Annotated in this window: 23 protein-coding genes; 14 read left to right on the top strand and 9 right to left on the bottom strand. The window is 71.9% G+C overall.

Annotated features, from left to right (window positions below; genetic code table 11):
- Positions 1–53: 53 nt before the first annotated feature.
- Entirely contained in the window at positions 54–695 is a 642-nt protein-coding gene (locus tag WMF33_RS02435; RefSeq protein ID WP_437335636.1) for an O-methyltransferase, read from the bottom strand.
- 86 nt (positions 696–781) lie between these two features.
- On the opposite strand from WMF33_RS02435, the gene WMF33_RS02430 reads away from it, so the two are divergent.
- The gene (locus WMF33_RS02430; protein ID WP_437335635.1) at positions 782–1477 is read left to right on the top strand and encodes a hypothetical protein; all 696 of its coding nucleotides are present in this window, start codon (positions 782–784) and stop codon (positions 1475–1477) included.
- 56 nt (positions 1478–1533) lie between these two features.
- Positions 1534–1968, top strand: coding sequence for a hypothetical protein (locus WMF33_RS02425; protein ID WP_437335634.1), 435 nt, complete (start codon positions 1534–1536; stop codon positions 1966–1968).
- A 69-nt stretch (positions 1969–2037) separates the two neighbouring features.
- On the opposite strand, the gene WMF33_RS02420 is transcribed toward WMF33_RS02425, so the two are convergent.
- Positions 2038–2442, bottom strand: a complete 405-nt coding sequence (locus WMF33_RS02420; protein ID WP_437335633.1) for a GFA family protein — start codon at positions 2440–2442, stop codon at positions 2038–2040.
- Between the two features lie 85 nt (positions 2443–2527).
- On the opposite strand from WMF33_RS02420, the gene WMF33_RS02415 reads away from it, so the two are divergent.
- From WMF33_RS02415 to WMF33_RS02395, 5 genes are all read left to right on the top strand, one after another.
- The gene (locus WMF33_RS02415; protein ID WP_437335632.1) at positions 2528–2734 is read left to right on the top strand and encodes a hypothetical protein; all 207 of its coding nucleotides are present in this window, start codon (positions 2528–2530) and stop codon (positions 2732–2734) included.
- Between the two features lie 40 nt (positions 2735–2774).
- Complete coding sequence (locus tag WMF33_RS02410; RefSeq protein WP_437335631.1) at positions 2775–2921, top strand: hypothetical protein; 147 nt, start codon at positions 2775–2777, stop codon at positions 2919–2921.
- A complete protein-coding gene (locus WMF33_RS02405) occupies positions 2915–3280 on the top strand; it encodes a hypothetical protein (protein ID WP_437335630.1) in 366 nt (121 codons plus the stop codon). The genes WMF33_RS02410 and WMF33_RS02405 overlap by 7 nt, the downstream gene beginning before the upstream one ends.
- A 199-nt stretch (positions 3281–3479) precedes the next feature.
- Positions 3480–6275, top strand: a complete 2796-nt coding sequence (locus tag WMF33_RS02400) for a kelch repeat-containing protein (protein ID WP_437335629.1) — start codon at positions 3480–3482, stop codon at positions 6273–6275.
- Between the two features lie 41 nt (positions 6276–6316).
- Positions 6317–6673 carry a hypothetical protein gene (locus tag WMF33_RS02395; RefSeq protein ID WP_061622189.1) on the top strand — a complete coding sequence of 119 codons (357 nt, stop codon included), beginning with the start codon at positions 6317–6319 and terminating at the stop codon, positions 6671–6673.
- Positions 6674–6743: 70 nt separating this feature from the next.
- Here the strand turns inward: WMF33_RS02395 and WMF33_RS02390 are convergent, their stop codons facing one another.
- Positions 6744–7526: an alpha/beta fold hydrolase gene (locus WMF33_RS02390; RefSeq protein WP_437335628.1), complete on the bottom strand. Its 783-nt coding sequence runs from the start codon at positions 7524–7526 to the stop codon at positions 6744–6746.
- Positions 7527–7745: 219 nt separating this feature from the next.
- Positions 7746–8636 (bottom strand): SDR family oxidoreductase, encoded by an 891-nt coding sequence (locus WMF33_RS02385; protein WP_061622187.1) that lies wholly within the window; start codon positions 8634–8636, stop codon positions 7746–7748.
- Between the two features lie 367 nt (positions 8637–9003).
- Here WMF33_RS02385 and WMF33_RS02380 point away from each other — a divergent pair, with 367 nt between their 5' ends.
- Entirely contained in the window at positions 9004–9582 is a 579-nt protein-coding gene (locus WMF33_RS02380) for a protoglobin family protein (RefSeq protein WP_437335627.1), read from the top strand.
- Positions 9583–9865: 283 nt separating this feature from the next.
- Positions 9866–11221 carry a hypothetical protein gene (locus tag WMF33_RS02375; RefSeq protein WP_437335626.1) on the top strand — a complete coding sequence of 452 codons (1356 nt, stop codon included), beginning with the start codon at positions 9866–9868 and terminating at the stop codon, positions 11219–11221.
- Between the two features lie 237 nt (positions 11222–11458).
- On the opposite strand, the gene WMF33_RS02370 is transcribed toward WMF33_RS02375, so the two are convergent.
- On the bottom strand, positions 11459–11677 hold the full coding sequence (locus WMF33_RS02370; protein ID WP_437335625.1) for a hypothetical protein: 219 nt from the start codon (positions 11675–11677) through the stop codon (positions 11459–11461).
- 307 nt (positions 11678–11984) lie between these two features.
- On the bottom strand, positions 11985–15479 hold the full coding sequence (locus WMF33_RS02365) for a DUF2126 domain-containing protein (RefSeq protein WP_437335624.1): 3495 nt from the start codon (positions 15477–15479) through the stop codon (positions 11985–11987).
- Positions 15480–15859: 380 nt separating this feature from the next.
- On the opposite strand from WMF33_RS02365, the gene WMF33_RS02360 reads away from it, so the two are divergent.
- Positions 15860–17761 (top strand): serine/threonine-protein kinase, encoded by a 1902-nt coding sequence (locus WMF33_RS02360; protein WP_437335623.1) that lies wholly within the window; start codon positions 15860–15862, stop codon positions 17759–17761.
- 10 nt (positions 17762–17771) lie between these two features.
- Positions 17772–18866 carry a hypothetical protein gene (locus WMF33_RS02355; protein ID WP_437335622.1) on the top strand — a complete coding sequence of 365 codons (1095 nt, stop codon included), beginning with the start codon at positions 17772–17774 and terminating at the stop codon, positions 18864–18866.
- 166 nt (positions 18867–19032) lie between these two features.
- On the opposite strand, the gene WMF33_RS02350 is transcribed toward WMF33_RS02355, so the two are convergent.
- Positions 19033–20574, bottom strand: coding sequence for a hypothetical protein (locus tag WMF33_RS02350; RefSeq protein ID WP_437335621.1), 1542 nt, complete (start codon positions 20572–20574; stop codon positions 19033–19035).
- Positions 20571–21233, bottom strand: a complete 663-nt coding sequence (locus WMF33_RS02345; RefSeq protein ID WP_437335620.1) for a fused MFS/spermidine synthase — start codon at positions 21231–21233, stop codon at positions 20571–20573. The genes WMF33_RS02350 and WMF33_RS02345 overlap by 4 nt, the downstream gene beginning before the upstream one ends.
- Before the next feature lie 27 nt (positions 21234–21260).
- Between WMF33_RS02345 and WMF33_RS02340 the strand changes: the two genes are divergently transcribed.
- The 3 genes from WMF33_RS02340 to WMF33_RS02330 all read left to right on the top strand — a co-directional run bounded on the left by WMF33_RS02340 (position 21261) and on the right by WMF33_RS02330 (position 23845).
- Positions 21261–21431: a hypothetical protein gene (locus WMF33_RS02340; protein ID WP_437335619.1), complete on the top strand. Its 171-nt coding sequence runs from the start codon at positions 21261–21263 to the stop codon at positions 21429–21431.
- Positions 21428–21556, top strand: a complete 129-nt coding sequence (locus WMF33_RS02335; protein ID WP_437335618.1) for a hypothetical protein — start codon at positions 21428–21430, stop codon at positions 21554–21556. Before WMF33_RS02340 ends, WMF33_RS02335 begins: the two co-directional genes overlap by 4 nt.
- A gap of 222 nt (positions 21557–21778) precedes the next feature.
- Positions 21779–23845 carry a hypothetical protein gene (locus tag WMF33_RS02330; RefSeq protein ID WP_437335617.1) on the top strand — a complete coding sequence of 689 codons (2067 nt, stop codon included), beginning with the start codon at positions 21779–21781 and terminating at the stop codon, positions 23843–23845.
- On the opposite strand, the gene WMF33_RS02325 is transcribed toward WMF33_RS02330, so the two are convergent.
- A complete protein-coding gene (locus tag WMF33_RS02325; RefSeq protein WP_437335616.1) occupies positions 23806–24978 on the bottom strand; it encodes a hypothetical protein in 1173 nt (390 codons plus the stop codon). The genes WMF33_RS02330 and WMF33_RS02325 overlap by 40 nt on opposite strands.
- Positions 24979–25034: the final 56 nt, after the last annotated feature.

The following is a 25034-nucleotide window of genomic DNA, read 5'->3' as shown; positions in this document are numbered from 1 at the left end:
GGATTTCGGAAGCGCGCGGCGGCCTGCGGGCGGTGCGGTCCCCTCGGTTCTCCTCAGCGCTTGCGCGCGAGCGTCACCCCGTCGCGCACCGAGAGCATGACCTTCTCGACCCGGGGATCGCGGGCCACGAGGTCGTTGAAGGCGGCGATGGCGCGGCCGTCCGCGGTCGCCGGGGCGACGACCTCGCCGCCCCAGAGGGTGTTGTCGGCGACGATCAGCCCGCCGCGGCGGACGCGCGGGAGGGCCTCCTCGAAGTAGGCCGAATACCGCTCCTTGTCGGCGTCGATGAACACGAGATCGAACGCCGGGCTCGCCGGCAGGGCGCGGATCGTCTCGAGCGCGTCGCCGAGCGCGATCCGGATCTTCTTGCCGTGCTCGCTGCGGTCGAAGAACGACCTGGCGACGCGGGTCACGTCGGGGTCGCGGTCGCAGGTGATGAGCTCACCGTCGGGCGGGAGCGCCTCGGCCATGCTGAGGGCCGAGTAGCCGGTGAAGGTGCCGATCTCGAGGACGCGGCGCGCCTGCATGAGGGCGCAGAGCAGCTTGAGCAGGGCGCCCTCGACGCGCCCCACCTGCATGCCTGCGCGCGGCTCGCTGGCGAGGGTGTGCTCGCGCAGCTCGTCGAGGAGCGCGGGAGGCGGCTCGGTGTGGTCGTGGACGTAGCGCTCCAGGTCTCGATCGAGGAGGGGGGCCATCGTGGAGGTTCCTTGTGGGGCCACGGTAGCACGCGGGCCCGTCACCCCACCTTGAGCTGCCGGCGATCTTCGGGGTAGCGTCGACCATGAACTGTTCTTCCTGGAAGACGTGTGCTGTTGTGGCGCTCCTCGCAGCGGCCTGCAGCTCGGCGCCGGACAGCCCCCGGACGGGCGGATCCGGCGGCGCGGGCGGCGCCGGAGCGAGCGGGTCGGGCGGCGCCGGCGCGGGGGGAGCGGGCGGCGCCGGGGGAACCGGCGGGGCGAGCTCCGCGGCGACCGGCGGCGGGGCGGGCGGAGAGGCGGAGTACGCGTGCGCTTCGCTCGGCGATCCCTGCACGACGTGCCTCGCGCTCCGCTGCCAGGAGCGCTATTGCGCGTGCCAGCGGAGCGCGGAGTGCGCCGCCCTGGCCAACTGCCTCCTCGGGTGCGCTCCGGGAGAGGAGCCCTGTCAGCAGACGTGCATGACCGCGCACCGGGAGGGCATCTCCGGCGTCTCGCTCGAAGGCGGCTGTGCGGCGGAGCGGTGCGCCGTGCAGTGCCCGTCGCGCGCTGCGCTGTCCCGGTGCGATTCCTGCCGGTACGCGCGGTGCGCCGCCGAGATGAACGCGTGCGCCGCCGACCCGTCGTGTCGAGCGCTCGTCGCGTGCACCGACACGTGCGCCGCGGGCGACGCCGCGTGCCGGGAGCTGTGCGCGATGCTGTACGAGAGCGGCGCGCCGGCGGCAGCGGAGGTGTTGGCGTGCGGAGGGGCGCAGTGCGGCGCCGATTGTGAGGGTGGATGAGCCGCCGCGGCGCCGCGGGGGTCGACGTGGGGCGGCGATCCGCCTAACATCTGCGCGTGCCTCTCCACGGATTGCGCGAGATCGAGCGGGACCCGTACACGGCGGTCCGTCACGATCCGACCCAGCAGCTCGTGTTCATCCGTCGGTCGTCGCTGCCCTATCCGAGCATCGAGGAGCTCGAGCAGAGCTTCCGGCGCATCGAGCAGGCGATCCGGATCATCTCCCGACCGCGCTCTCTCCTGCTCGTGGACGCCCGGGACGCGCCGATGCGCAATGACGATGGGTTCGAGGTGACGTTCGGGCAGGCGCACGCGCGGTTGTTCCAGGGGTTCAAGCGGGCGGCGGTCATCCTGAGGAGCGCGATCGGGGTGCTCCAGGTGGGGCGGCTCTCGAGGGGGTATGTCACGCCCGTGAGCACCTTCACCCGCCCCGAGGACGCGCTCCTCCACCTGGGCGTCCGCGTCGACCTGACGCAGCTCAAGAGCCCTTAGGGGCGCTGGCGGCGCGGGACGCCTCGCCGGGCTGCCCACCTCATCCACCGCGGGGAGCGGCGGCGATGCTCACAGGTGCCGGGTCTCTTCCGGTGGAGCTTGCCAGTTGTTGTTGCGCCCGTCGGCGTACCAGATCGGCGCGGCGAGGAGCTCGCCGGGATCGACGTCGTCGAGCGAGGCGAGCTGAACCGCCACGTAGTCGCCGCCGATCTCCTTCACGTGCCCGCGCCCGAACGAGCGCACGCCGCAGTGCCGGCAGAACAGGTGGTGCCCGACCTTCATGCCGAACTGGTAATCGCTCAGCGCGTCCTCTCCCGCGAGCAGCCGGAACGCGTCCGGCTTGATGATCGCGTTCCAATTTCTCGTCTTGGTGCAGATGGAACAGTTGCACTTGTTGGTCCCGGCGCTCAGGTCGATATCGGCCTCGAAGCGGACCGCGCCACAGTGGCAGCTCCCTGCATACGTTTTCTTCATCGATGGACCTCCCGGCAGGATGGGCGCTCACGTCGGAACGCTCGACGGACTGGAGGCCTGACTGTACTCCATCTCGGGGCTCCTCGTGCAGCCGTTCTACCCGGAGATCCCGCGCGGCGGCGAGCGGTCGCTCCAGTCCTTCGGAGGTGTGTTCAGCCATGCGCCCCTGAAGGTGCCGAGCTGCGGCGACTTCCGCTCTCCAACGACCTTCGGCGCGATGGCGGCGGCCGAGGAGCCAGCGCCGGCGCTCCTCGTTGAACCTGCGCGCGCGCCGTGCGACAACGATCCGTGAGCGTCGGCGCGGCGCGCCGGCGGAGAGGACCGGGACAGCGATGATTCACCGTGAGATCCTGGGCGACGGCTCGATCCGCCTCGCGAAGGACGGCTGCTCCTTCGTCTTCCGCCGGCTCCGCCCCGGCGCGGTGCTCGTGACCATCGCCGGGCGCGACACCGGCGGCTCCGTCCGGGCGTGGTGCTGATCGCGATCGCGGGGCGCGACGGCGGTGAATTCGGCGAGCTGCCGCTCGACGAGATCCGCAAGGAGATCGCGCGCTTCGGCCCGGCCGCGCTCTTCGTGGACGTCCGCGCGGTGACCGTGGCGGCGCCGAGCGTCAGCGACGCGTGGACCGCGTTCTTCGCCGCGAACCGCGCGACGATCTCCCGCGTCCGGATCCTCGTGGGCTCGAAGCTCCTGCAGCTCGTCGTCGCCCTGAGCAAGGAGGCTTCGCGGACCGGCGACATGATCCAGATCGACGACGAGCCCGAGCGCTTCCAGGCGGCGCTCGCCCGCGAGGCGGCCCCCGAGCGGCCGGCGCCGCGCGGGCCGTCGCGCCCGTGACGATCCGGACGCGCCTGCGGCGAGAGCACCTTCGGCCCACCCGCGCGGCGGATCGAGCCGACGGGCACGATTCCGCCGCGATCTCCTGAATCCCCGCGACGCGCGCTGCACCCCACGAGTGCCGGCCGCGCGGGGCGGCCCGGCCGATGCGTTCGTGGGAGACGCGTTCTCGAGGATCGAGGAGGGTATGGGCTCACGCGTGGTTTCCTGGGCTGGGTGGCGCTTCGCGCGATGGGTGGCGCTGCTCTGGACAATCCAACTGACATGCGGGCTCGGCTGCGCGGCGCCCTCGGGCGAGGCGCTCGACGTCGAGGCGACGGGCTCGCCGCTCCTCGTGAACCCGTCATGGACCGTCATGGCGGCCTCTGAGGCGACGATCCGCGCGCAGCACACCGCGACCTTGCTGCCCGACGGCAGGGTGCTCGTCGCGGGCGGGTGGCGAAGGCAGGGCTCGTCGACACAGGTCCACCTCGCCAGCGCGGCCATCTATGATCCCGCGCTCGGTGCGTGGTTGCCCGCTGCTCCGATGAGCGGGCCGCGGTCGGGTCACACGGCGACCTTGCTCGCCGACGGCAGGGTGCTGGTCACGGGCGGCGCCACGGACAGCGCCGAGTGGGTCGCCACGGCGGAGCTCTACGATCCGACGACCGACGCGTGGACCCCCGCCGCGACGATGACCTCGGAGCGCTCGTCGCACACCGCGACCTTGCTCGAGGACGGGCGGGTGCTCGCCGCCGGGGGCGCTCCGGCTGGCGCCGCTCCGTCTACCGCCGCCGAGCTCTACGACCCCCTGTCGGACACCTGGTCGCCGACGCCTGCGGCGTCGAGCGTGCGCAGGGATCACGCGGCGGCGCGCTTGCAGGACGGCCGCGTGCTGCTCGCGGGAGGCAGGGTCATCGGGGGCGACACCCTGTCCAGCGTCGAGTTCTACGACCCCGCGACGGGCGCGTGGACCGCGGGGCCGGCCATGCTCCGCGCCAGGCACCTGCCCACGGCGACGTTGCTGGAGGACGGCGACGTGCTGGTGACGGGCTGGGAGGCCGAGGCCGAGATCTACGATCCCGAGGCCAACGCATGGTCTGTCGCGAGCACGATGAGCGTGCGGCGCGGCTCGCACACGGCGACGCGGCTGTGCAATGGACGCGTCTTCATCTCTGGGACCCAGCCGCCCGAGCTCTACGATCCGAGCACGCGAACGTTCTCGACGGCGCCCAGGAGCGAGGTGGGCCACAGCGGCGCCACGGCGACGCTGCTCTCGGATGGACGGGTCCTCTTCGTCGGCGGCAATTCGAGCGCGCCGGGCGCCGCGATCTATGACCCGTCGGTGCCGCCCTCGGGGACGCAGCTCGGCCCCCTGAACATCAACCGGAATTACGCGAAGGCCGTGGCGCTGGAGGACGGGAAGATCCTTATCGCAGGCGGCAGCGGCACCACGAAGACGACCGAGCTCTACGATCCATCGAGCATGACGTTTTCCCTGGCGGCGCCCTTGAGCTTCGCGCGGTATTTTCCCGACCTGACACGCCTCGCCGACGGCAGGGTGCTGCTCAGCGGGGGCCCGCTCGATGGCTTCGAGACGGATCTCTACAACGAGATCTACGATCCGGCGGCGGACGCCTGGACGCTGGCCGCCCCCGACGACGAGCGTCGAACCAATCACACGGCGACCTTGCTCGGGAGCGGCGAGGTGCTCATCGCGGGAGGCGCGGTGTTGGACTACCCGATGGAGCCGTACCTCGTCCGCAGGACCGGATCGGCTGCGCTGTATCGTCCAGCCGACGACACCTGGCTCACCGTCGCGCCGATGAACGCAGGCCGGGCGGAGCACGCGGCGACGTTGCTGAACGACGGCAGGGTGCTGGTCGTCGGCGGGATGCAGGGATACGACGACTACGAGATCTCGACCGCGGAGCCGCTCGCCAGCGCCGAGATCTACGATCCCGCGACCCAGAGCTGGTCTCTGGTGGCGCCCATGAGCGAGCCTCGGGGCAAGCCCACGGCGACGCGGCTCCTGGACGGTCGCGTGCTCGTCGTCGGTGGAGCCGCAGAGGTCTACGACCCGGTGACGAACGCCTGGGCGCCCACGGGGCCCATGAGCCCGGTGTCGAGCTTCGGTCATGTTGCCATGCTGCTGCCGACAGGCGAGGTGCTCGTCATCGAAGGCACGACAGCGCAGGTGTATGGCCCCGCGACGAACTCCTGGACACCTGCCCCGTCGACCTTGCTCTCTCACTTCGCTTCCGCGTCCGTGCTCCTGCCGAGCGGCCATGTCCTCATCCTCGGCCCCAACAAGGACGCGGAGCTGTACGATCCTCGATGGCACGGCCCGGGGGACAACGGCTGCAGCACGGGCGCTGGCGGCGCGGGAGGCGCTGGCGGGGCTGAGCCCGGCGCTGGCGGGGCTGAGCCCGGAGCTGGCGGCGCTGGCGGCGGTGGCGGGGCTGAGCCCGGCGCTGGCGGGGCTGAGCCCGGAGCTGGCGGTGGTGGTGGCGGGGAGCCCGTGACCGGCGGCGCTGGCAGTGGCGGATCGGGGACTGGCAGCGTCGGCAGCGCCGGTGGCGGTGAGTCCGGCGCTGGCGGCATGGGCGGCGCTGGCGGCGAAGACGCTGGTGCAGGCGGCAGCGGCGGCGATGGCGGCGGAGCCGCCGGCGCCGGAGGCGATGGCGGCGGCTCGGCGAGCGGAAGCTCGACGAGCACCACCGCCGGCGCTGGCGGCGATGGCGGCGCTGGCGGATCGGGGACGGCGACCGCATCCAGCGGCGCTGGCGGCCCTGGGACGGCGACCGCATCCAGCGGCGCCGCGGGCGCGGGCGGCGATGGAGGCCCGGGTCCGACGAGCACTTCGAGCGGCCCCGGAGCGGGCGAGCCGGTGGACGCTGGCTGCGCCGTGGGGCCAACGGCGCCCGGCGGCCGGGCCAGCGCCATCTACCTCGCTGTGGTCGGGGTCGCTCTCCGGCGGAGGCTCCGCCGCTCGAGGGCGGCAATCCCGCGGTGAATTCCGATCGCCGGCTGCTCCCGCTGAACTAGACTCCCGGGATGCAGCTACGGATCGAAGAGGATCGACTGACCCTCACCCTTGAGGGCGCCGAGCGGCTCTGGGCCGTGAAGCTCGCTCCCATCGTGGTGCCCCGCGCGCACGTGGTGCGGGCGGAAGCGGCGCTTCCGCCCGCCACATGGCGGCAGATCCGCGCGCCGGGGACGTCGCTGCCCGGGGTGATCAAGGCGGGGACGTATTATACCGATCGCGGCAAGGAGTTCTGGTACACGCTGCAGAGCCGCAAGGACAATCCGCTGACCATCGAGCTGGAGGGCGAGCCGTATCGACGGCTCGTCCTCACCCCCGATGGCCCCCCTGGCTGGGCAGAGCGAATCAACGCCTGGGTCAGGGGCTGAGCCGCCCCGCTTCCGAGCCCGGGCCGGCCCCCTCTCGCCGCCGGCGAGCCGATGGGGACCCCTCCCCGGATTATTGCTTGAGAAAACGCGAGAGCACGGGCAGCAGAGCCTTCGCGCTGACCATGTGGTCTTGGCCTGCGAGCCGTTCGAACCTCGCGTTCGGGATCGCTTTCGTCAGCTGGCGCGCGACGTCGTGGATACCGGCCGGGCTCTTTTCGCCGACGATGATCTGCGTCGGCACGGCGACCTGGGCGGCCCGCTCGACCGGCGGGAGGTCCTTGGTCAAGGCGATGTCGTACGCGAGGGTCGGCGCGAGCGCGACCATCGTTTTCCAACCAGGGAACAGGGGCAGCAGCCAGACGAAGACGCCAGGCATGCCGATGCCCTTCAAAAAGACGCGCATCGCCTCCTTGTTGTTGCCGTTATCGAGCAGCCTTTGCACCTCTTGGCTCAGCCGACCGTACGTGACCTTCTCTGCCTCGTCGTGCACATAGGAAGGGTCGTACATCGCCACTTTGTCGACCTTGTCGCCCAGGCGCAGGGCAGCCTCGAGGGCCAGCACGGCACCGGAGGAGTGGCCATACAGGTTGGCCTTGCCGCCGGCTGCGTCGATCATGGCCTCGATGTCCTCGACCTCGCGCTCTATCGAGTACGGCGGCGTGTCGCCGCTGTCGCCGCGCCCTCGGCGGTCGTAGTTGTAGACGGTGAACTCCTTGGCAAATTCCTTGGCATCTTGCAGGATGGGCTTGAAGGAGCGGAAGCAGCTGGCTCCAGTGATGTAAATGAGCGCGGGCCCGCTGCCATGGACATCGTACGCTAGCCCCGTGCCGTCTTTCGATTTGGCGATCTTCATGCTCGTTCTCTTCGGGTGGCTGGCGTCTATTGGCATGGGTCGAGCCCGGCGGCGAGGCTCTCGTCGTCGTGTGCCCGGCGTGCGCAGCACGGCGGGCACACGACGTCCCAGGCGAGCTCTGCCCGTGCCCACCCCGCGCGACGAACACCCTCGCCGGGGCCGGGCGGCTCGGCGAGCCCACCTGCGGGTCCAGGACGAGCTTGATCGGCCGAGCCAGCGCTAGGCGAGCGGCTTGCCGCCCGTGACCCCGAGCACCTCGCCGTTGATGTAGGTGGCCTCGTTCGAGGCCAGGAACACGAACGCCGGAGCGAGCTCGGCCGGCTGCGCGGGCCGCTGCATCGGCGAGTCTTTCCCGAAGCTGGCCACCTTCTCCTCCGGGAACGACTGCTGGATGAGCGGCGTCCACACCGGGCCGGGCGCGACGGTGTTCACCCGGATGCCGCGCTTGATGAGGTCCTGCGCCAGACCCTTGCTGAAGGTGACGATCGCCCCCTTGGTCGACGCATAGTCGAGGATGTTCGGGCTCGGCTGGTAGGCCTGGATCGAGGCCACGTTGATGATCGCGCTCCCTTCCTTCATGTGCGGCAGCGCGTGCCGGACGAGGTGGAACATCGCCATGATGTTGACGCGGAAGGTGCGCTCGACGCGCGCGGCGTCGATCTCCTCGAACCGCTCGGCGGACTTGCCCTGCTCCGCCGCGTTGTTCACCAGGATGTCGATCCGCCCGAACTTGCGCGCCGTCTCCTCGATCACCTTCCGGCAATGCGCCTCGTCGGCCAGATCGCCGGGGATCGTGATCGCCTCGCGCCCCGCCTCCTTGACGACCCGCACGGTCTCCTTCGCGTCCTCGTGCTCGCTCAGGTACGCGATCGCCACGTGGGCGCCCTCCCGGGCGAACGCGAGCGCGACGGCGCGGCCAATGCCGCTGTCCCCGCCGGTGATCAGCGCGACGCGGTCCTTCAGCCGGCCGAGGCCCTTGTACGACGACTCGCCGTAATCGGGCCTCGGATCCATCTTGGCCTCGATGCCCGGCCGGTCCTGGCTCTTGCCCTCGAAAGGCGGCTTCGGGCCCGCGCCCTTCGGATCCTCGCTCGGTCCAGTGTTCTGCATGCCTCCTCCTTCCCGCTGTCCTGTGGTGGGAAGCCGATCACGCTCCCAGCGGTACCTGGCCATAAGGACGCCACGCCGGCCGGGCCATCGGTCGCAGCCTGCACTCCGGATCGGAGCTCCCCCTACCCGGCTGCGCGCTTCGTGATCTCCGCCGCCGTCGCCGCGCGTCCGGCGGCGCAGGCGTCTCTCCGCGCTCGATCGCGCGACGCGACGGCATCCAGCGCGCGCAGCGCGCGACGCGACGTCCTGATGAGCCCGCGGCGGCCCGCCAGTCAAGGCTTGACAGCGGACAGCTGCTCCGGTGTCGTCGCCCAGCGTTGTCCCGCAGCACGCCGCGCGCGGCAAGGCGGAGAGGAGCACCGTTGCCATGAAACACATCGACGAGAAGCTGCTAGAGTCGGATCTCGAATATCGCTTCGGGTATCTCATCGAGTTCGTCGGCTTTGGAGAGGCGGACATCGCCGCGATCCACGGCGCCGCGCTGCACCTCGCCCCGAAGGTCCAGGCGCTCGTCGACGCGGTGTACGAGAAGCTGTTCCTCTACGACGCCACGAAGCGCCACTTCGTGCCGAAGCAGCACGGCTACGAGGGGCAAGGGCCGGCGGACCTCCTGTCGCTCACCCTGAGCCACGAGCAGATCCAGTTCCGCAAGAAGCACCTCGCCGACTACCTCGTCCGGCTCGTGACCCACCCGTACGACCCGAGGATGGTCGCCTACCTCGACATGGTGGGGCGGATCCACACGGCCAAGGCCGGCAATCCAGAGATCGTCGTCCCGCTCGTGCAGATCAACGCGCTCATGGGCTTCGTCTCCGACGCCCTGCTCCAGACGATCCTGTCCCTCGGCCTGGACCGGGAGACCGAGGTGCGCACGCTGCGCGCCTTCAACAAGCTGCTCTGGATCCAGAACGATCTCCTCTCGCGCCACTACGTCCAGACGGCCTGAGCCGCGCTGGCCCCCTGAACGAGGCTGCCGCCTCTGGCCACGATCGCGGCGCGCCCGCCGGCGACCACGCGGCGGCCCGGGGCGCAGCGCGGCCCGGGTCGCGCCCGGCCACGGCACCCCGGACGTGCGCGCGAGCGCCCCCCCGTGAGAATCGTGCGATGCGGGCGCGGCGCTGGAACGCGCCGTCGGGTCGGGCGATGATCGCCGCTTGCCAAGAGCGTGGAGGCCGAAAGCGGAAGCCTCCACGGACCCGGCTCCACGCGAGACTGCGAGGTGAAAGGCCATGCGTCGATTCTTCCGACAACCAGCGCTCGTCCTCCTGATGTCGTCCCTCCCCGCGGCCGCCGGCTGCGGCGACGAGGATGACCCCGAGGCCAGCCGCTTCGCCTGGCTCGCCACGCGCGCCGAAGAGGTGCGCGAGCTGTCGTTCGAGCGCGAGGTGCCGGTCCGCACCATCTCGCGGGCCGAGGTCGACGCCGAGGCGGAGCAGGCCGCGGACGCGATCGACGAGGAGGCGCTCGCCACGCTCGCCGCCACCTACGGCCGACTCGGGTTCTTCCCGCCGGACACCGACCTTCAGGCCGCCTTCGGCCAGTCGATGGACGTGTTCGCCGCCTGGTACTCGACCGAGAGCAAGGCGATCTCGCTCATCGGCGAGGTGGAGGACAACGTGCTCGTCCACGAGTACGTCCACGGGCTCCAGGACCAGCACTTCGACGTCGGAGCGCTCCTCAGCGCCTCGCTGACGAGCGACGCGCACCTCGCGCTGAGGGCGGCCATCGAGGGCGACGCGATGCTCGGCGAGGTGCGCTTCCTCATGCAGGAGACCAACGACGTCGATCTGGACCAGCTCAACTGGGCCGTCATCATCGACGCCGCCCAGGCCGCCGGAGAGCAGATCCTCGAGGAGAACGAGCTGCCTGCCCTGTTCGTCGACTATCCGTCGTTCGCCTACGGGTTCGGGTTCGAGTATTGCGCCCACAACCTGACCGGCGCGAGCGCGGCGTCGCCCACGCCCGACCGGGCCTTCCCGTTCGACTGGTCACGGCAAGACGCGCTCTTCTCCGACCGGATCCCCGCGACCACCCAGCAGATCCTCACCCTCGACGGCCAGGATCCCGTGGCGCGGGTCGGCCTGGAGGAGGTGCCGCCCGAGCTCGCCGATCGGCTGGAGGCGCTCGACTGGGACTCGCTCGGCGAGTGGCTCTCCTACCTGCTCCTGCGCCCGCTCGAGGGCGCGCTGGAGCTCGGGGAGATGCGCGCGCTCGCCGCGACCTGGGACGGCGATCGCGCCCTGTTCGTGCGCGACCGGAAGACGGGCGCGACCGGCACCGCGTGGGCGTCCGCGTGGGACGACGAGGGCGCCGCGGCGGGCGTCGAGGCCGCGATGTGGCAGCTCTACGGCGGCGCCGCGCTCGACGAGGGCGAGCCGCGCCTCGGGCAGGCCGAGGACGGCGAGCTCGTCTGGATCGAGCGGCGGGAAGAGCGCGTGGTCGCCCTCAAGAACATCGACGAGGCGCTCCTGCCCGCGCTCGCCGAGGCGGCCTTCGCCTCCGGGATCAAGCCGATGCGCCTCACGCTCCGGAAGCGCCCCTCGCTCTCGGCGTGGCTCTCGCGGCGCCTGCCCGGGCCGCGCTGAGCCGAGCACGCCGCCCGGCCGACCGCGGGCCCCGGACCGCCGGCCCCGAAATGGAGCGCTCCCGCCTCCGGGCCATCCAGCCTGGAAGCGGGAGCCAGTAGCCATCAGCCATCGGCCATCGGCCATCTACGCACGGCGCCGCGCGCCGACAGAACTCCAGCGGAGCGCGCCGCGCGTCAGCACGGCGCGCTCCGGACCATCAAGGCGCGCTCCGCGCCCTGGACGCGCGCTCGTCGCTCAGACGCACAGAGAATCGCAGTCGTGATCCTCTTCGCACGCCGAGACGCAATCGCCGTCGTCATCGCACGCCGAGATGCAGTCGTCGCGCTCGGTCGAGCACGTGGTGATACAGCTGTCGTCGCCGTCGCCCGGCGTGTCGTCGTCCGCGTCGACGAAGCAGCCCGCCGCCAGGGGAACCGTGGAGACCAGAAGCATAGCCAACATCTTGCGAATCATGGGTTGTCCTCCTTCGTGGTGTACTGTCCGCATGCGATGCAGGGGACATCGACTCACCAAGCAGGGGACGTACCAACCGCCCTTCCGGCGCGGCTCACGCGCTCTCGCGAGCCGCGGAGACGCGCGGCGCCGCGCGACGCCGCGCGCGGCGGGCCCGGCGGCGGACATCGAGCCGCCGCGGCCGGCAGGCGCAGCACGTCACTCCAAGGCAAATCGCCACAGGGGCGCGGGCCAAGGCTGGGCTCGGCCCCTCGATGTCCGGGATTTCCGCGGCTTCAGCGCGGCTCGGGCGCGGTGAGATCGAATGTCACACCCGCCTCGACCGTGAGCGCCCGACATCCGTCCAGGCGCTCACCTCGTCTCCCACGTGGTCCGATCCCCCCTCGTCCTCCGGCTTCGGCGGCTTCGGCGGCGGCCGGTCCATCGGGTAGCGCCGCAGATCCAGCGTGTACGGCGCGTCGCCGTGGGGGGCCGCCGGCTTCCCCGTCACCGGCCAGGGCGTCTGTCCCTCGATCGTGAACCGCTGCGCCCGCCGCGCCGCCGCCTCGAACCGCGTGAGCGGCGGCGCGTGGAAGGCGCGGCCCTCCGGGTGCCACACGTGATAGGCGCACGCGCCGATCGAGCGCTTGCCCCACGTGTCCACGATGTCGAGATGGATCGGGTGGTGGATGCCGAGGTGCGCGTGCAGGCTGTGCGGCGGCGCCCAGGCGCGGAACCGCACGCCGCCCACGTACTCCGCCGCCGTCCCCGTCGGCCGGAGCGGCAGCACGTGGCCGTTCACGAGCACCGTGTGGCGCTCCGGCGTGAGCCCCTTCACCCGCACCTCGATGCGCTCCATCGACGAGTCCACGTAGCGCGACGTGCCCGACGTGGTCAGCTCCTCGCCGAGCACGTGCCACGGCTCGATCGCGTTGCGCACCTCCAGCATCACGTCGCCGGCGTGCAGCGTGCCCACCACCGGGCAGCGCAGCTCGATGAACGGGCGGTACGCGTCGGCGGGCAGGGCGAGCCCGCGCTGCTTCAGGTGATCGAGCACGTCCTCGAAGTCGCGCCACAGGTAGTACGGCAGGAGGAAGCGGTCGTGCAGCGCCTGGCCCCAGCGCACGAGCTGGCCGGTGTACGGCTCCTCGGCGAACGAGGCGAGGAGCGTCCGGACGAGCAGCGCCTGCGCGACCGCCATCCGGAAGTGCGGCGGCATCTCGAAGGCGCGCAGCTCGATGAGCCCCTGCCGGCCGTGCGCCGTCTGCGGATCGAACAGCTTGTCGATGCTCACCTCGGCGCGGTGCGTGTTGCCCGTCATGTCCACGAGCAGGTGGCGGAACAGGAGATCCGAGAGCCACGGCGGCTCGTCCTCGCGGCGCTCGAACGCGCGCGCGAGCGCGATCTCCAGCTCGTAGAGGTTCTCGTGGCGCGCCTCGTCCACGCGCGGCGCCTGCGACGTCGGGCCGACGAACAGGCCCGCGAACATGTACGAGAGCGACGGGTGGTGCTGGTTGAAGGTGAGCAGGCTGGCCAGGAGATCCGGCCGGCGCAGGAAGGGGCTCGAGAGCGGCGTCGGGCCGCCGAACGTGAGGTGGTGGCCGCCCCCGCTCCCCGCCATGCGCCCGTCGATCAGGTACTTCTCGCAGTGCAGCCCGCTGTGCAGCGACGCGTCGAACACCGTCTCCACGAGCGACGCGTACGTGCGCACCCCGTCGGTCGGCGGGAGGTTCACCTCGAGCACGCCCGGGTCCGGCGTCACCGAGAAGCGGAGCACGTCGGCGCCGGGCGGCGGCGGGTAGCCCTCGAGCAGCACGTCGATGCGCGTGTCCTGCCGGGTCGCGTCGATCGCGGCGATGAGCTCGAAGAAGTCGGCCGGCGAGAGGAGCGGCGGCAAGAAGACGTGGACGGCGCCGTCGCGCGTCTCGACGCAGAGCGCCGTGCGCACCCCGTAGCCCGATCGCCCGGCGGCCGGCGCGGCGCGCTGGGCGTGCGCGGCGCGCTCGCCGTCGTGGGCGTGGCGCTGCGCCCCGCGCGCGCGCGCCGTCTCGGCGTGCTCCGGGCCGCCGTCGCCCTCCACGAGCTCGACGCGGCGTTGCTGCTCCGCCGCCTCGTCGGCCTCGGGATCGCCGCGCCGCGGGTCGGGCGGCGACACGAGCTCCTCGAGCGGCGGCGGCGGGGCCACCGCGACGAGCGAGCGGAGCGGCAGCCGCAGGCCGATGGCGCTGTCGCCCTGGAGCAGGAAGAGGTGCCCGCGCCGGAAGCTCCAGCGCTCGCTGATCCACGCGCCCGACTGGCGCGCGAGGGGCAGGACGAAGCCGGCCTCGCTGCCGAGCCCCCGGTCGAGCACGCGCGCGAGGCGCCGCCGCTCCTCCGGGTCGTCGAGGTTCGCCTGGAGCGGGTCGACGTCGACGGGCAGGCTCGCCTCGTCCTGGAGGTGGCGCCAGGGGTCCTCGTAGGCCGGCAGCAGGAACTCGGAGAGGCCGAGCCGCGCCGCGAGCGCCTCGGCGAACCTCCGCGAGAGCGCGGCGTTCTTCGCGCGCGGCGAGCGGCCCGTCGAGGTCGCGGGGTCCGCGTGGCGCGCCCCGGACATCTCGGTCCAGAGACGGACGCCGTCGCGCCGGTCGATGATCTCGAGGGCCCAGCGCGGCAGGCTCTCGCCGGGGTAGTGCTTGCCGGCGCGGAGCAGCACGACGCCGCCCGGCGCCATCCGGCGGCGGAGCTCGTGCGCGAGCCGGAGCCCCTGCGACCACTTGGTCGGCCCGAGCGCGCCCTCGCGCCACTCCGGCGCGTCCGGGTACTCGCGCGAGTTGAACGTCGGCTCGCCGCCCATGGTCAGGGTGAGGCCCGCGGCGGCGAGCCGCTCGTCCGCGCGGTCGGCCACGGCCAGGAGCTCCTGCCACACGGGCTCCTCGTAGGGCGTCGTCGGCCGCGGCTCGTGGCCGAGCCGGCCGACCTTCATCTCGAAGAACATGTCGGTCGCGCGCGTGTCGCTCGTGCCCTCGACCGGCGCCGCGAGCGCGGGCGAGGCCGTGCAGGCGAGCGGGATGTGGCCTTCGCCGCAGAGCAGGCCGCTCGTCGCGTCGAGGCCGATCCAGCCGGCGCCGTGCAGGAAGACCTCGGCCCACGCGTGCAGGTCGACGACGTCGCGGCTGACGCCGCGCGGCTGGTCGGGGATCATCCCCTCGTCGGTCAGCTGCACGAGGTAGCCGCTCACGAAGCGCGCGGCGAGGCCGCGCGACCTCAGGGCGGCGATGAGCAGCACGGCCGAGTCGCGGCAGCTGCCGCGGCCGTGCGCGAGCGTCTCCTCCGGCGTCCAGATGCCGGGCTCCTCGCGGATGACGTACTTGATGCGCCGGTTCACGGCGGCGTTCAGCGCGACGATGAGCGACACGGTGTCGCCCTTCGAGGGCAGCCCGGCGAGGAACGCGTCGAGCTGCGGCCCGCGGGCGATCGACGGATCGGCGCTGTCGAGGAAAGGGGCGAGGTCCTGCTCGAGCTCGGCCGGATACGCGAACGGGACCTGCTTGACGCGCTCGTCGAGGTAGAAGTCGAACGGGTTGACGGGGCGGACGTCGACAGCGAGCTCGACGAGGATGTCGAAGTGCGGGACGCGCTCGCCCGCGGGCAGGAGCACCCGGGCGACGTGGTTGCCGTACGGGTCCTGCTGCCAGTGGGCCGCGATGGGCGGGTCGATCTTGAGGCTGTACGACTCGATCTTCGCCTTCGCGTGCGTCGCGGGCCGCAGCCGGATGAGGTGCGGGCCGAGCGAGGCGGGGCGGGGGTACGTATAACGGGTCCGGTGCTGGATGAGCAGGCGCACGGTGTTTGTCTCCGGGGGTGGTCCTATCCAACCAGAAGTGCCCCCGTTCCGTCTCGCCCTCCGCGACGCGCTCCGGACGTACGACGCCTTCGTTTCGTGGAGGATTCGGCCGGAAGACGGCGGTGTAGCGGCGCGAGGCGCTGCGGTGTGGCGGGCGCGGCGGTGCCTCCGCGCGGCCGTGCCCCGCGCGCGACGAGCGCGACGAGCGCGGCGCGACGAGCGACGGCGAGCGAGCAACGCCGCAACCGTGCTGCGGCGCGGGCGCGCGGCGGCCCGCGTTGCTGCATCTTTCGCGTTGTTCTGCCTGCCGTGCGGCGCGGCGCCCCGCGCGGGCGCCGCGCGCTTGCCGTCCGAGGGCGAAGCGGTGATCATCGCGCGCTGTGTCGGGTTCCGAGACGAAACAGCCCTCGCTGGCCCCTGTCGAGCTGGGCACCGTGCTCGCCGGCAAGTACCGCGTGGAGCGGATCATCGGCCAGGGCGGCATGGGGGTGGTCGTCGAGGCGCGGCACATCGTGCTCGACGAGCACGTCGCGCTGAAGTTCCTGCTGCCCGCGTTCACCGAGCACCCGGAGGGGTCGGCCCGCTTCCTGCGCGAGGCGAAGGCGGGCATGAGGATCAAGAGCGAGCATGTCGCCCGGGTTTCGGACGTCGGCACGCTCGAGAACGGCGCGCCGTACATGGTCATGGAGCTCCTGACCGGGAGCGATCTCGCGCGCCTGCTCCGGGACCAGGGCGTGCTCGGCCTGGAGGACGCGGTCGACTACATCGTCCAGGGCAGCGAGGCGATCGCCGAGGCCCACGGGCTCGGCATCGTGCACCGCGATCTCAAGCCGGCGAACCTGTTCCTGACGGCGCGCGCCGACGGCTCGCCGCTCGTCAAGGTGCTCGACTTCGGCATCTCGAAGATGACGACCGCCGTCGACGTCCTGACGGGCACGGACGCGGCGCTGGGCTCGGCGCTGTACATGTCCCCTGAGCAGATGCGGCAGACGCGCTCGGTGGACCACCGCACCGACATCTACGCGCTCGGCGTCTCGCTCTACGAGCTGCTCGCCGGCCGGCAGCCGTACTACGCGGAGACGCTGCCGCAGCTCTGCTCGGAGGTGCTGACGGGCACCCCGACGCCGCTCCGGGACCTGCGCCCCGACGTGCCCGCCCCGCTCGCGACCGTGCTCGAGAAGGCCTACGCCCGCGATCGCGAGCAGCGGTACGCGTCGGTCGCCGAGCTCGTCGTGGCGCTCGCCCCGTTCGCGCCCGCGCGCACGTACCCGACGCTCGTCCGCGTCGCGCGCATGGGCGGCCTGTCGCTGCACGCCGCGGCCGCCGGCGGGCACCGGGCGTCGCAGCCCTCGTTCTCCTCCGTGGACCCGCGGGCCTCGGCGCCGGCGCTGCGCGAGCCGTCGTGGCCGGGGCTCCCCTCGCCCGGGGCCGACGCCGCGCCGTCGCCGCGGAACGGCACGTTGCCTGGCGCGGGGTCGCCGCTCTCGCGGCCGCCGCCGGTCGCCCAGGCGACGACGCCCTTCCCGCACCCGCCGTCGCCGTTCTCCCGGCCGCCGTCGCCGTTCTCCCGGCCGCCGTCGCCGGTCGCCCAGGCGACGACGCCCTTCCCGCACCCGCAGTCGCCGTTCTCCCGGGGGTCGTCGCCGGGCGTGCCGCCGGGCGACGGTGGGCCGAGCCCGGCGCCCCCCGGCGACGGCGGCAGGCCGAGCCCGGTGCCGCCGGACGGCTTCTCGCCGCATCAGCAGATCGTCCCCGGCCCGTACAGCGCGCCGATGAGCTCGCGCGCCGCGGCGACCTTCGCCTCGTCGACGCACCTCGGGATCTCCTCGGACGGGCGCCGGCTCCCCGGCTTGCCCGCGTCCCCTGCCGTGGTCATCGCGATCGCGCTGCTCTCGGCGACGCTCGTGCTCGGAGCGCTCGCCGTCGGCGTGTTCATGCTCCGCGGGCGCGACGCGGACGACGCGGGCGGCGCGGCGGCGAGCGCGACGGAGGCCGCGAGCGCGACGGCCGCGCCGGCGCCGGCCCCGGAGCCGCCTGTGCCCGGCGCCGGGGCGGCGACGCCGGAGGAGCCGACGATCCTGCCGACCGGAGCGGCGACCGCCGCCGCCGCGGCGAGCGCCTCGGCGTCGGCGAGCGCTTCCGCGTCGGCGCCTGCATCGGTGCCGACGAGGGCTGCGCCCCCGCGGGCGCCTGCGGGGCGCGGCGGGTCGGCCGCCCGCACCTCGCCAGCGTCATCGACCCAGCGTCCTCCCCGAGGCATCGACCTCAACGACCCGCACTGAGCCCACCGCCATGATCCTCTCGAGATTGCCTGCGCCCCCCGCGATCCGTCGCGCTCGACTCGCCGTCGCCTCCGTCGTCCTCGCCTCGGCCGCGCTGCTCGCGCCCGCGGGCGCTCTGGCGCAGGGGATGAGCAGCGACCCGACGCTCGCCCAGACGCTGTTCGAAGAAGGGCGCCGCCTGATGGAGGCGAAGGCGTACGCGGAGGCGTGCCCCAAGCTGGCGGAGAGCCAGCGGCTGCGGCCTGGCACGGGCACGCTGCTCAACCTGGCGCTGTGCAACGAGGCGCTCGGCAAGACGGCGACCGCGTGGGGGCAGTTCAAGGAGGCGCTCTTCGCCTCGAAGAAGGAGGGCAACGCCGCGCGCGAGGCGTTCGCGCAGGAGCACATCGGCGCGCTGGAGCCGAGGCTCTCGAAGATCGTGCTCAAGGCGGAGGGCACGCCTGGCCTCCTGGTGCGCGTCGACGGCCACGACATCCCCGCGGCCGCGCTGGGCACGCCGATCCCGATCGATCCGGGGGCGCACGAGGTCGAGGCGACCGCGAGCGGCTACTCGGTGTGGTCGACGACCGTGCAGGTCGGCGAGAGCGCGGATCTGAAGACGATCGCGGTCCCGAAGCTCCAGCCCGCGCCGCCCGCGCAGACGGCCGCGGCGCAGCCGGGGCCGGCGGCGAGCGGCGCCGGGATCGCCGCCGGTAGCAGCGCCGGCGGGGGCGGCGGCGAAGGGCTGCGCACCGCGGGCTTCGTGATCGGGGGCGCGGGCGCGGCGGTGCTCGGCGTGGGTGCGGTGTTCGGGATCCTCGCCGCGGGGCAGGCCAGCGACGCGGAGAAGGACCCGGCGCTGTGTCCGGCCAAGCAGTGCACTCCCCTGGGCCGCAAGGAGATCGACGCGGCGGAGACCAAGGCGCTCGTGTCGACGATCGGCATCGGCGTGGGCGTCGCCGCGCTCGGCGCGGGGGCGATCCTGGTGCTGACGTCGGGCCGGTCGGGCGCCGAGGGCGCGAGCGCCGCCGGCGCGAGGCCGGGCGCGCCGGGGCGGGTGCACGCGCGCGTGGTGCCGCTCCTCGGCCCGGAGGGCGGCGGGGTCGGCGTGGTGGGGGCGTTCTAGCGTCTAGAGCCGTATTCGCCCGTCTCTGGTACATGCGTTACAGAGCGGCGGTCCCCCGCACAGGAGACGGGTCCAGCTCGGCGTTTTCGGCGCGGAAGCGCACTCCGGTGCGCTGAGCACCGAAAACGTCGAGATGGGCCCGTATCCGAAGCGGGTGACCGCCGCTCTAAGGGTACGTGTCGAACGCCCACCATTCGGTCGCCATGTTGTCGTCGGTGATGATCGGGTCGTCCTGCGTCCGCTGCAGGATCGACTCCCGGCCTTCCCAGGTGGGCCCGCCGCGCCAGTCCTGTTCTTTCAGCAGATCGAGCTGCGCGGCGCGGCTGCCGGCGGGCAGCACGGGACGGCCGTCGATACGCCAGGCGTCGAGCTTCCTCTCGAAGCGCGCGCGGTCGATGGTGATCGGACCGTCGCTCGCGATCAGCATGTTCTGGTAGCGCACGGCGTAGGGGAACACGGTCGCCCCGGTCTTCTGAGCCGCGGTGGACATGGTGGTGTTGTAGTAGAGCGCGCCGCCCGGCTTCAGGCGCCGGCGGGACAGCTCCATCATCTCTCGGGAGAGCAACATCGAGGCATACGAGCGCCAGTACACGATTGTGTTCTCGACGATGACGTCGAAGCGCCGCGAGGTCCTCCCCAGGTAGCGCCGGCCGTCGTCGATGAGCAGCTCCACTTTGGGGTTCTCCAGCGCGCTCGCGACGACAGGCGCGCGCCGCGCCGCCTCGACGAACCCGGGGTTGATCTCGACCACGGTGAGGTGCTCGACGTCGGGGTCGTTCGCCAGCACCTGGAGCCAGGAGCCGGATCCGAGGCCGATCATGAGGATGTCGCGCGGCTCGGGGTGGAACGCGGACACCAGGTAGGCCCGCAGCACCCGGTTCTCGTCCTGTTCCGGCAGCGGGCTGACGTTGGCGATGCCCTCGTAGGATCCGCCGCCGTACACGGTGCCCGACCGGGAGACCGTGACGACGCCTTCGCGACGCTCGATGACGTGGGCGAAGCGACCGTGTTCGCGGTGCTCCTCCCCGTAAAGGAGCTTCTCGTAGAGGTCGCCGTAGAGCGCTTTCGCCGACCCCACGAAGGACCCGATGGCGGCCGCCAGGAGCGCGCCGCTGAGCACGCGCGAGCGCGCCGTCCTCGACGCGGACAGCATCAGCATCACGCCGAGCGCGGCGCCCGCGATCGCGAGGGCCACGTTGAGCTCGCGCAGGGGCAAGACATCCAGCAGCACGAGGCCGGTGACCAGGCTGCCCAGCGTCGAGCCCGCGATGTTGCCGACGTAGACGTAGGACAGCCGCGCGCCGGCCAGCTCGTCCGCGGGGATCGCGAAGTGGCACAGGAGCGGAAACCCCGCGCCGAGGCAGGTGCTCGCGAGCGCGAAGACGGGCAGCGTCGAGGCCGGATCCACGCCGCGGCCGACGAGGTGCGCGACGGCGGGGGCTACGAGGAAGGCCGCGAGCGCCCCGGCGACGATCACCCCGCCCACGCGGTAGAGCTGCCCGGAGCGCTCCGCCGCGGCGCTCCGGCAGTAGCGACCGGCGAGGAGCGATCCGCCGGACAGACCGGCGAGGTAGGCCGCGAGCAGAGAGCCGAAGGCCTCCGGCGCGCCTTCGGTCGCAAAGCTGTAGACCCGGACCCAGAGGACCTCGTGCGAGAGCGCGAGATAACCGCCGAGCGTGGCGACGAGGACGGCGACGAGGAGCCTCATGGCTCGCCGCGACGCCGCCGGCGCAGGGCCATCACGAGCACACCGAGGAGGACGTTGAGCGTCGCGGCGACCTCCGCGGTGGCCCGGAGGCCCAGCCCGCCCAGCAGGTAGCGCGCCGCCAGGAACGCGCCGAACGCCGCGCCCAGCGTGTTGGCGAAGTAGAGGTTACCCAGCGAGCGACCGACGTTATGCGATCGCGACGTGGCGTGCCCGACCAGGAGGGGAAGTGTGGCCCCCATCAGCATGACCGGGGGCACCACGAGCAGGAAGGCCACCCCACCGGCGGCGACATGGCCAATGCCGTGCGTGACGCCTGCAATCAGGGCGAAGAGGCGGAGGCTGAGCGCGCCGTAGAGGCCGATCCCGAGCTCGGCGATCGCGAACAGCGTCACCGCGGCTCGCGGGTGCCGGCGCGAGAGCGCCCCACCCGCGAGGCTCCCGAGGCCGAGACCCAGCATGAACGCGGTGACGACGACCGTGACCGACAGGATGTCGACACCGTAGATCGCGTAGAGGGCGCGCTGCCAGACGACCTGATACACCAGCGCTGCCGAGCCCGAGAGGAAGAACACCGGGAAGAGCCAGGGCTCCGTGGCTCGGGCCTTCTGCTGCTCGGCGTCCGGCGCGGCGAGCTTGGTCGCGAGGGTCTGCGAGGGCATGCTTGCGGCCCCTGGGGGGTCCTGGCCATGATGCCCTCACAGAGCGGCCTGGCAAGCGCATTCTTCGGTATCCGGAGCACCGCCGGCGGCCTCGCCTCACCCGAGGACCAGCACGTCATCGTCGACGTCTCTCGGTCACGGGCGAAGGAGACGGAGGTGCCGGCGCGCGTGGGGCCGCGGTGGAAGATCGCGGCGTGATCACCGCCTCGGCCATGGCGCCGCTCGACTTCGCACGCGTGATCCTGGCCCGCCTGAAGGTGTTCTCGCCGGCCGCCCTCGACGCCTGGTACGGGCGATACAAGACGCGGGAGCCGTCCGGATGAGGCGGCGCGGATCCCCATCGACCGCTTGAATGGGGCGCTCCGGGCCGGCATCAAAGCCGGGCGCAACCATGGATCCATGGAGGACGCATGAACATGCACCGCGCGCTCATCGGTTTGGCCGTTCTGGGTTTGACGTCCCTCTCGTCCACGGCGGCTCTTGCGCGAGTTTCCGTGAGTCAATTGACCACCGATCCGAACGAATCGTCAGACAGCTCGGTCGGGGTGACCCGACTGAATTCGATGCGGGTGAGCGTCCGGGCGACACCGCCCGAGGAGGTCTACGCCGTCGAGGCGGAGTACGCCGGGGTGACGATCCCGCTCACGCGCAACCAGGTCAACGGCATGCATACCGGGACGTTCGACCTGACCCCGATCCCGTACGGTCCGTACACCCTCAAGGTCACCGCGTACGATAGGTACGGGGACGCTTCGACGGTTCAGCGACTCGTGCACCGGTACGCGCCCCCGACCATGTGGGTGGTCAGCCCACGCCCCTACACCCCGATCACCAGGGGTACCCCCATCGTCGCGAGGTGTGTCGGAACTCCCCCCTACTCGTGCCTCAATTTCAGGGCGGTCGTGTTCAGCCAGATGCGCAAGGCTGAGACGGTGACAGGGGGGCCGTCGACGCTGCCAGGTGCGATGGAGATCATCTTGCCCCCGTTGTCGCCTCCGCTCCAGTCGGGCGAAGTGCTCACGATCAGGCTCCAGTCCGAGAACCCCGGCGGCGGCACGTTGACGATGCCGGCCAGCTACGGCATGTACGCCCCCGCCTATTACGTCGAGGAGAGCCCGAAGCTCTCCGTGGTGCAGCGCGCCCCCGGCGCCATCATCGATTTCGACGCGACGCGCATCCTGTTCCTCGATCACAACTACCTGCTCGGCGTCGTCGACCGCGCGACCGAGCTGGTCACCTACATCGGGGAGCTCCAGCCGCCCACCCCCCACACCACGACCGAGGATTACGGCGCCCTCACGCCGTCAGGGGTCGTGATGCAGTCGTGGAACGGGTACCTCTTCGCGTGGGCGAACGGCCTCTTCAGCAGGACCGAGAGGCGAGGATGGATCGACGCGGTGAACGGCGACTCGCTCCTCTGGATGACGCCCGACGAGGACCGGATCAACCTGCTCACGCTGACCACGGACGTCGATACGACGTTCCATCTCAGGCCAGGCACCACCACACCGTTTCAAGCCGACATCGCGGATTCCGGCGACATCTACTACAGTACATACGAGGAACCGTCGATCCGCGGCCCGGGCGAGCTCCGGCTCGGGAACCATCCCGGCTACCTGCAGCGGCCGATCACGGACGGCACGAACGTCGCCGGCCGGTGGTGGAACGGGGCCGTGTGCTCGAGCTACCTCTATACAGCGGACGGCCAGGAGGTGTTCCTCGGCGACTCGAGGCAAGGCAACGCCGCGGGGCTGCTCCTGCATGCGGGGTATACCGCTTTCCTGAAGAGCGACGGCGCCGTCAATCAGGTCTGGGTGCGGACCCCGGCGGGTGATCTGCACCAGCTCAGCGACCTCCCGACGTCGAGCCGGTTCGACCAGCAGAGGCTCCGCATCGGGCACGACGGCATCAGCGATACGGGGGATGTCGTGTTCCTGAACGACGGGAAACGTTACATCGGGCGCCCGGGGGAAGAGCCTGAAGAGATCGGCTCCGATCTCGGTCATGCGCGCTGGTTCGACGGGGGCTGGTACGTGACGCTCGGCAACACGCTGTTCGAGGTAGCGACCGGCGACGGGATGACGGGAGATGGCGCGGTCGCGACGGAGGGGATGGCCGGGCGCCCCGTCATGGAACGACCGGAGAAGGGGCTTGAGCTCATGTACACGGCGCCGCTCGCCGCCGACACCGCCGAACCGCCGGCGCCGGATCCCGGCGAACCCGAAGCCGCCCCGGACACCTTCGACGACGTCGAGGCGGCGCCGCTCTCCGGCGATCTCGCCAGCGCCGGCGCGCTCGGCGATCCGCCGCCGGCCGCCATGGGCTGCAGCGCCGGCCGGAGCGCCGCCGGCCAGAACGCAGGTTTGCAAGGTGCCGCCGCGCTCGCCTCGGCGCTCGTGGGGCTCACGCTCGCGCGACGCGGCCGCAGGCGCTGCTCATCGACGGCTCCTCGGGCGGCTCTCGCCACCGGGCCTGAGCGAGAGCGTTTGGATGAGCTGCTCAACGATCACGGCCGAGCTCGGCGTGACCCAATCGCTCGGCGTCGTTTGACACCGAGATCGGTCGATCGCGCTCAGAAAGATCCCTCATCGGGATCGACGTCGGGAGCATAGCAGTCCGAGAAGCCGTCTCTGCTCGTCTTGCACACCTCGCCCGGGAAGCACCAGTAATAGCTCACGCCGGTCGTCGTGCCGCAGTACCGGACCCCGTGTGCCCCGTCCTCGACGACGCACGCTTGCTCACCGAGCTCGGAGCAGTCGGTGACGACAGGGTCCGGCTGGAACCAGCACCTCGGTCGGGCCCCGGGGCCGGTCTGGCACGCGAACGGGCGCGCTGCTTCCTGGCTCGCAGCGCTATACTCGCCGTACGGCGGCACGAACCCCGGGATCTCCGTCCCCGTGGCCTTCACGCTGCACACGGCTCCCGCCACCAGCGTGTCGAGGCGGCACTGGGACTCAGGATGGCCCTCCTTGGTCACCGCGACCTCGGTCGTGTCCGGCGTGTCGAACCGCGGGTAGACGAGCTCCCTGGGGGCCTGCAGCACGGCCTGCTCCTCGTACAGCCGCCCCGTCTGCAGGCTGGCGCGCAGGATCCGGCCGCAGAGCTGCTGGCTCGCCAGGTCGCTGTAGGCCGTCGTGCAACGCTCGCGCGCGGAAGGGTCGAGCTCGGCGAACGCCGCGGCGTTGGCGTCGGTTTCATTCGCCCACAGCCGCGGCAAGCAATCCTTGGTGGCAAAGTAGTCGGCCTGTCCCTCGGAGGAGACCGACGTGCCCAGCGCGCCGGTGCTGTCCCGGCCGGAGGTCTTGAACGGGAACCCGCCGATGAAGTGCCCCATCTCGTGGCACATCGTGAGCGCGAACACCTCCGTCGTCATGCTCGGGGCCGTGAGCCATCCCTTGCTCACCTCGATGGTCCAGTCCTCCCCCCGTTTGAGCAGCACATGGGCGCTGACCGCATCGCTGTCCCAGTCGATCCTCCACGAGATTTTGTGGGTACCCGCCGGATTCGCGGCCGCTGCGTGGTCCTGGTAGAGCGCGACCACGCGATCGAGGATCGCCTCCGCCTCCTCGCGCGTCGGCGGGTGCGCCCCCGAGGGCGGCGCGCCCGCGCCATCGGCAGGAGCATCGACCGTGCCTCCGAGGATGGCGGCGGAATCGCCGTCCGTCCCATGGGCGGAGACGCCGTCCACCTCTCCCGTGCACGCCGAAAGGAGAGCTGAAGAAGCAAGAATGACGTAAAATTTCACGTTAGACTCCGTCGAATTGGATCAGGAGGATGGTCAACGTCCGTTCGAGGGGCGTC

It is taken from the genome of Sorangium sp. So ce394 (assembly GCF_051474665.1).
In the GTDB taxonomy this organism is placed as follows: domain Bacteria; phylum Myxococcota_A; class Polyangia; order Polyangiales; family Polyangiaceae; genus Sorangium; species Sorangium cellulosum_D.
This window is presented reverse-complemented; position numbering and strand designations above follow the sequence as displayed.

Bases quoted from the DNA above. Each gene is read 5' to 3' on its own strand.
- WMF33_RS02350 (WP_437335621.1), bottom strand. From the start codon at position 20,574: ATGAGGCTCCTCGTCGCCGTCCTCGTCGCCACGCTCGGCGGTTATCTC.
- WMF33_RS02370 (WP_437335625.1), bottom strand. From the start codon at position 11,677: ATGATTCGCAAGATGTTGGCTATGCTTCTGGTCTCCACGGTTCCCCTG.
- WMF33_RS02435 (WP_437335636.1), bottom strand. From the start codon at position 695: ATGGCCCCCCTCCTCGATCGAGACCTGGAGCGCTACGTCCACGACCAC.
- WMF33_RS02345 (WP_437335620.1), bottom strand. From the start codon at position 21,233: ATGCCCTCGCAGACCCTCGCGACCAAGCTCGCCGCGCCGGACGCCGAG.
- WMF33_RS02340 (WP_437335619.1), top strand. From the start codon at position 21,261: ATGATGCCCTCACAGAGCGGCCTGGCAAGCGCATTCTTCGGTATCCGG.
- WMF33_RS02380 (WP_437335627.1), top strand. From the start codon at position 9,004: ATGAAACACATCGACGAGAAGCTGCTAGAGTCGGATCTCGAATATCGC.
- WMF33_RS02355 (WP_437335622.1), top strand. From the start codon at position 17,772: ATGATCCTCTCGAGATTGCCTGCGCCCCCCGCGATCCGTCGCGCTCGA.
- WMF33_RS02375 (WP_437335626.1), top strand. From the start codon at position 9,866: ATGCGTCGATTCTTCCGACAACCAGCGCTCGTCCTCCTGATGTCGTCC.
- WMF33_RS02430 (WP_437335635.1), top strand. From the start codon at position 782: ATGAACTGTTCTTCCTGGAAGACGTGTGCTGTTGTGGCGCTCCTCGCA.
- WMF33_RS02385 (WP_061622187.1), bottom strand. From the start codon at position 8,636: ATGCAGAACACTGGACCGAGCGAGGATCCGAAGGGCGCGGGCCCGAAG.
- WMF33_RS02390 (WP_437335628.1), bottom strand. From the start codon at position 7,526: ATGAAGATCGCCAAATCGAAAGACGGCACGGGGCTAGCGTACGATGTC.
- WMF33_RS02395 (WP_061622189.1), top strand. From the start codon at position 6,317: ATGCAGCTACGGATCGAAGAGGATCGACTGACCCTCACCCTTGAGGGC.
- WMF33_RS02420 (WP_437335633.1), bottom strand. From the start codon at position 2,442: ATGAAGAAAACGTATGCAGGGAGCTGCCACTGTGGCGCGGTCCGCTTC.
- WMF33_RS02410 (WP_437335631.1), top strand. From the start codon at position 2,775: ATGATTCACCGTGAGATCCTGGGCGACGGCTCGATCCGCCTCGCGAAG.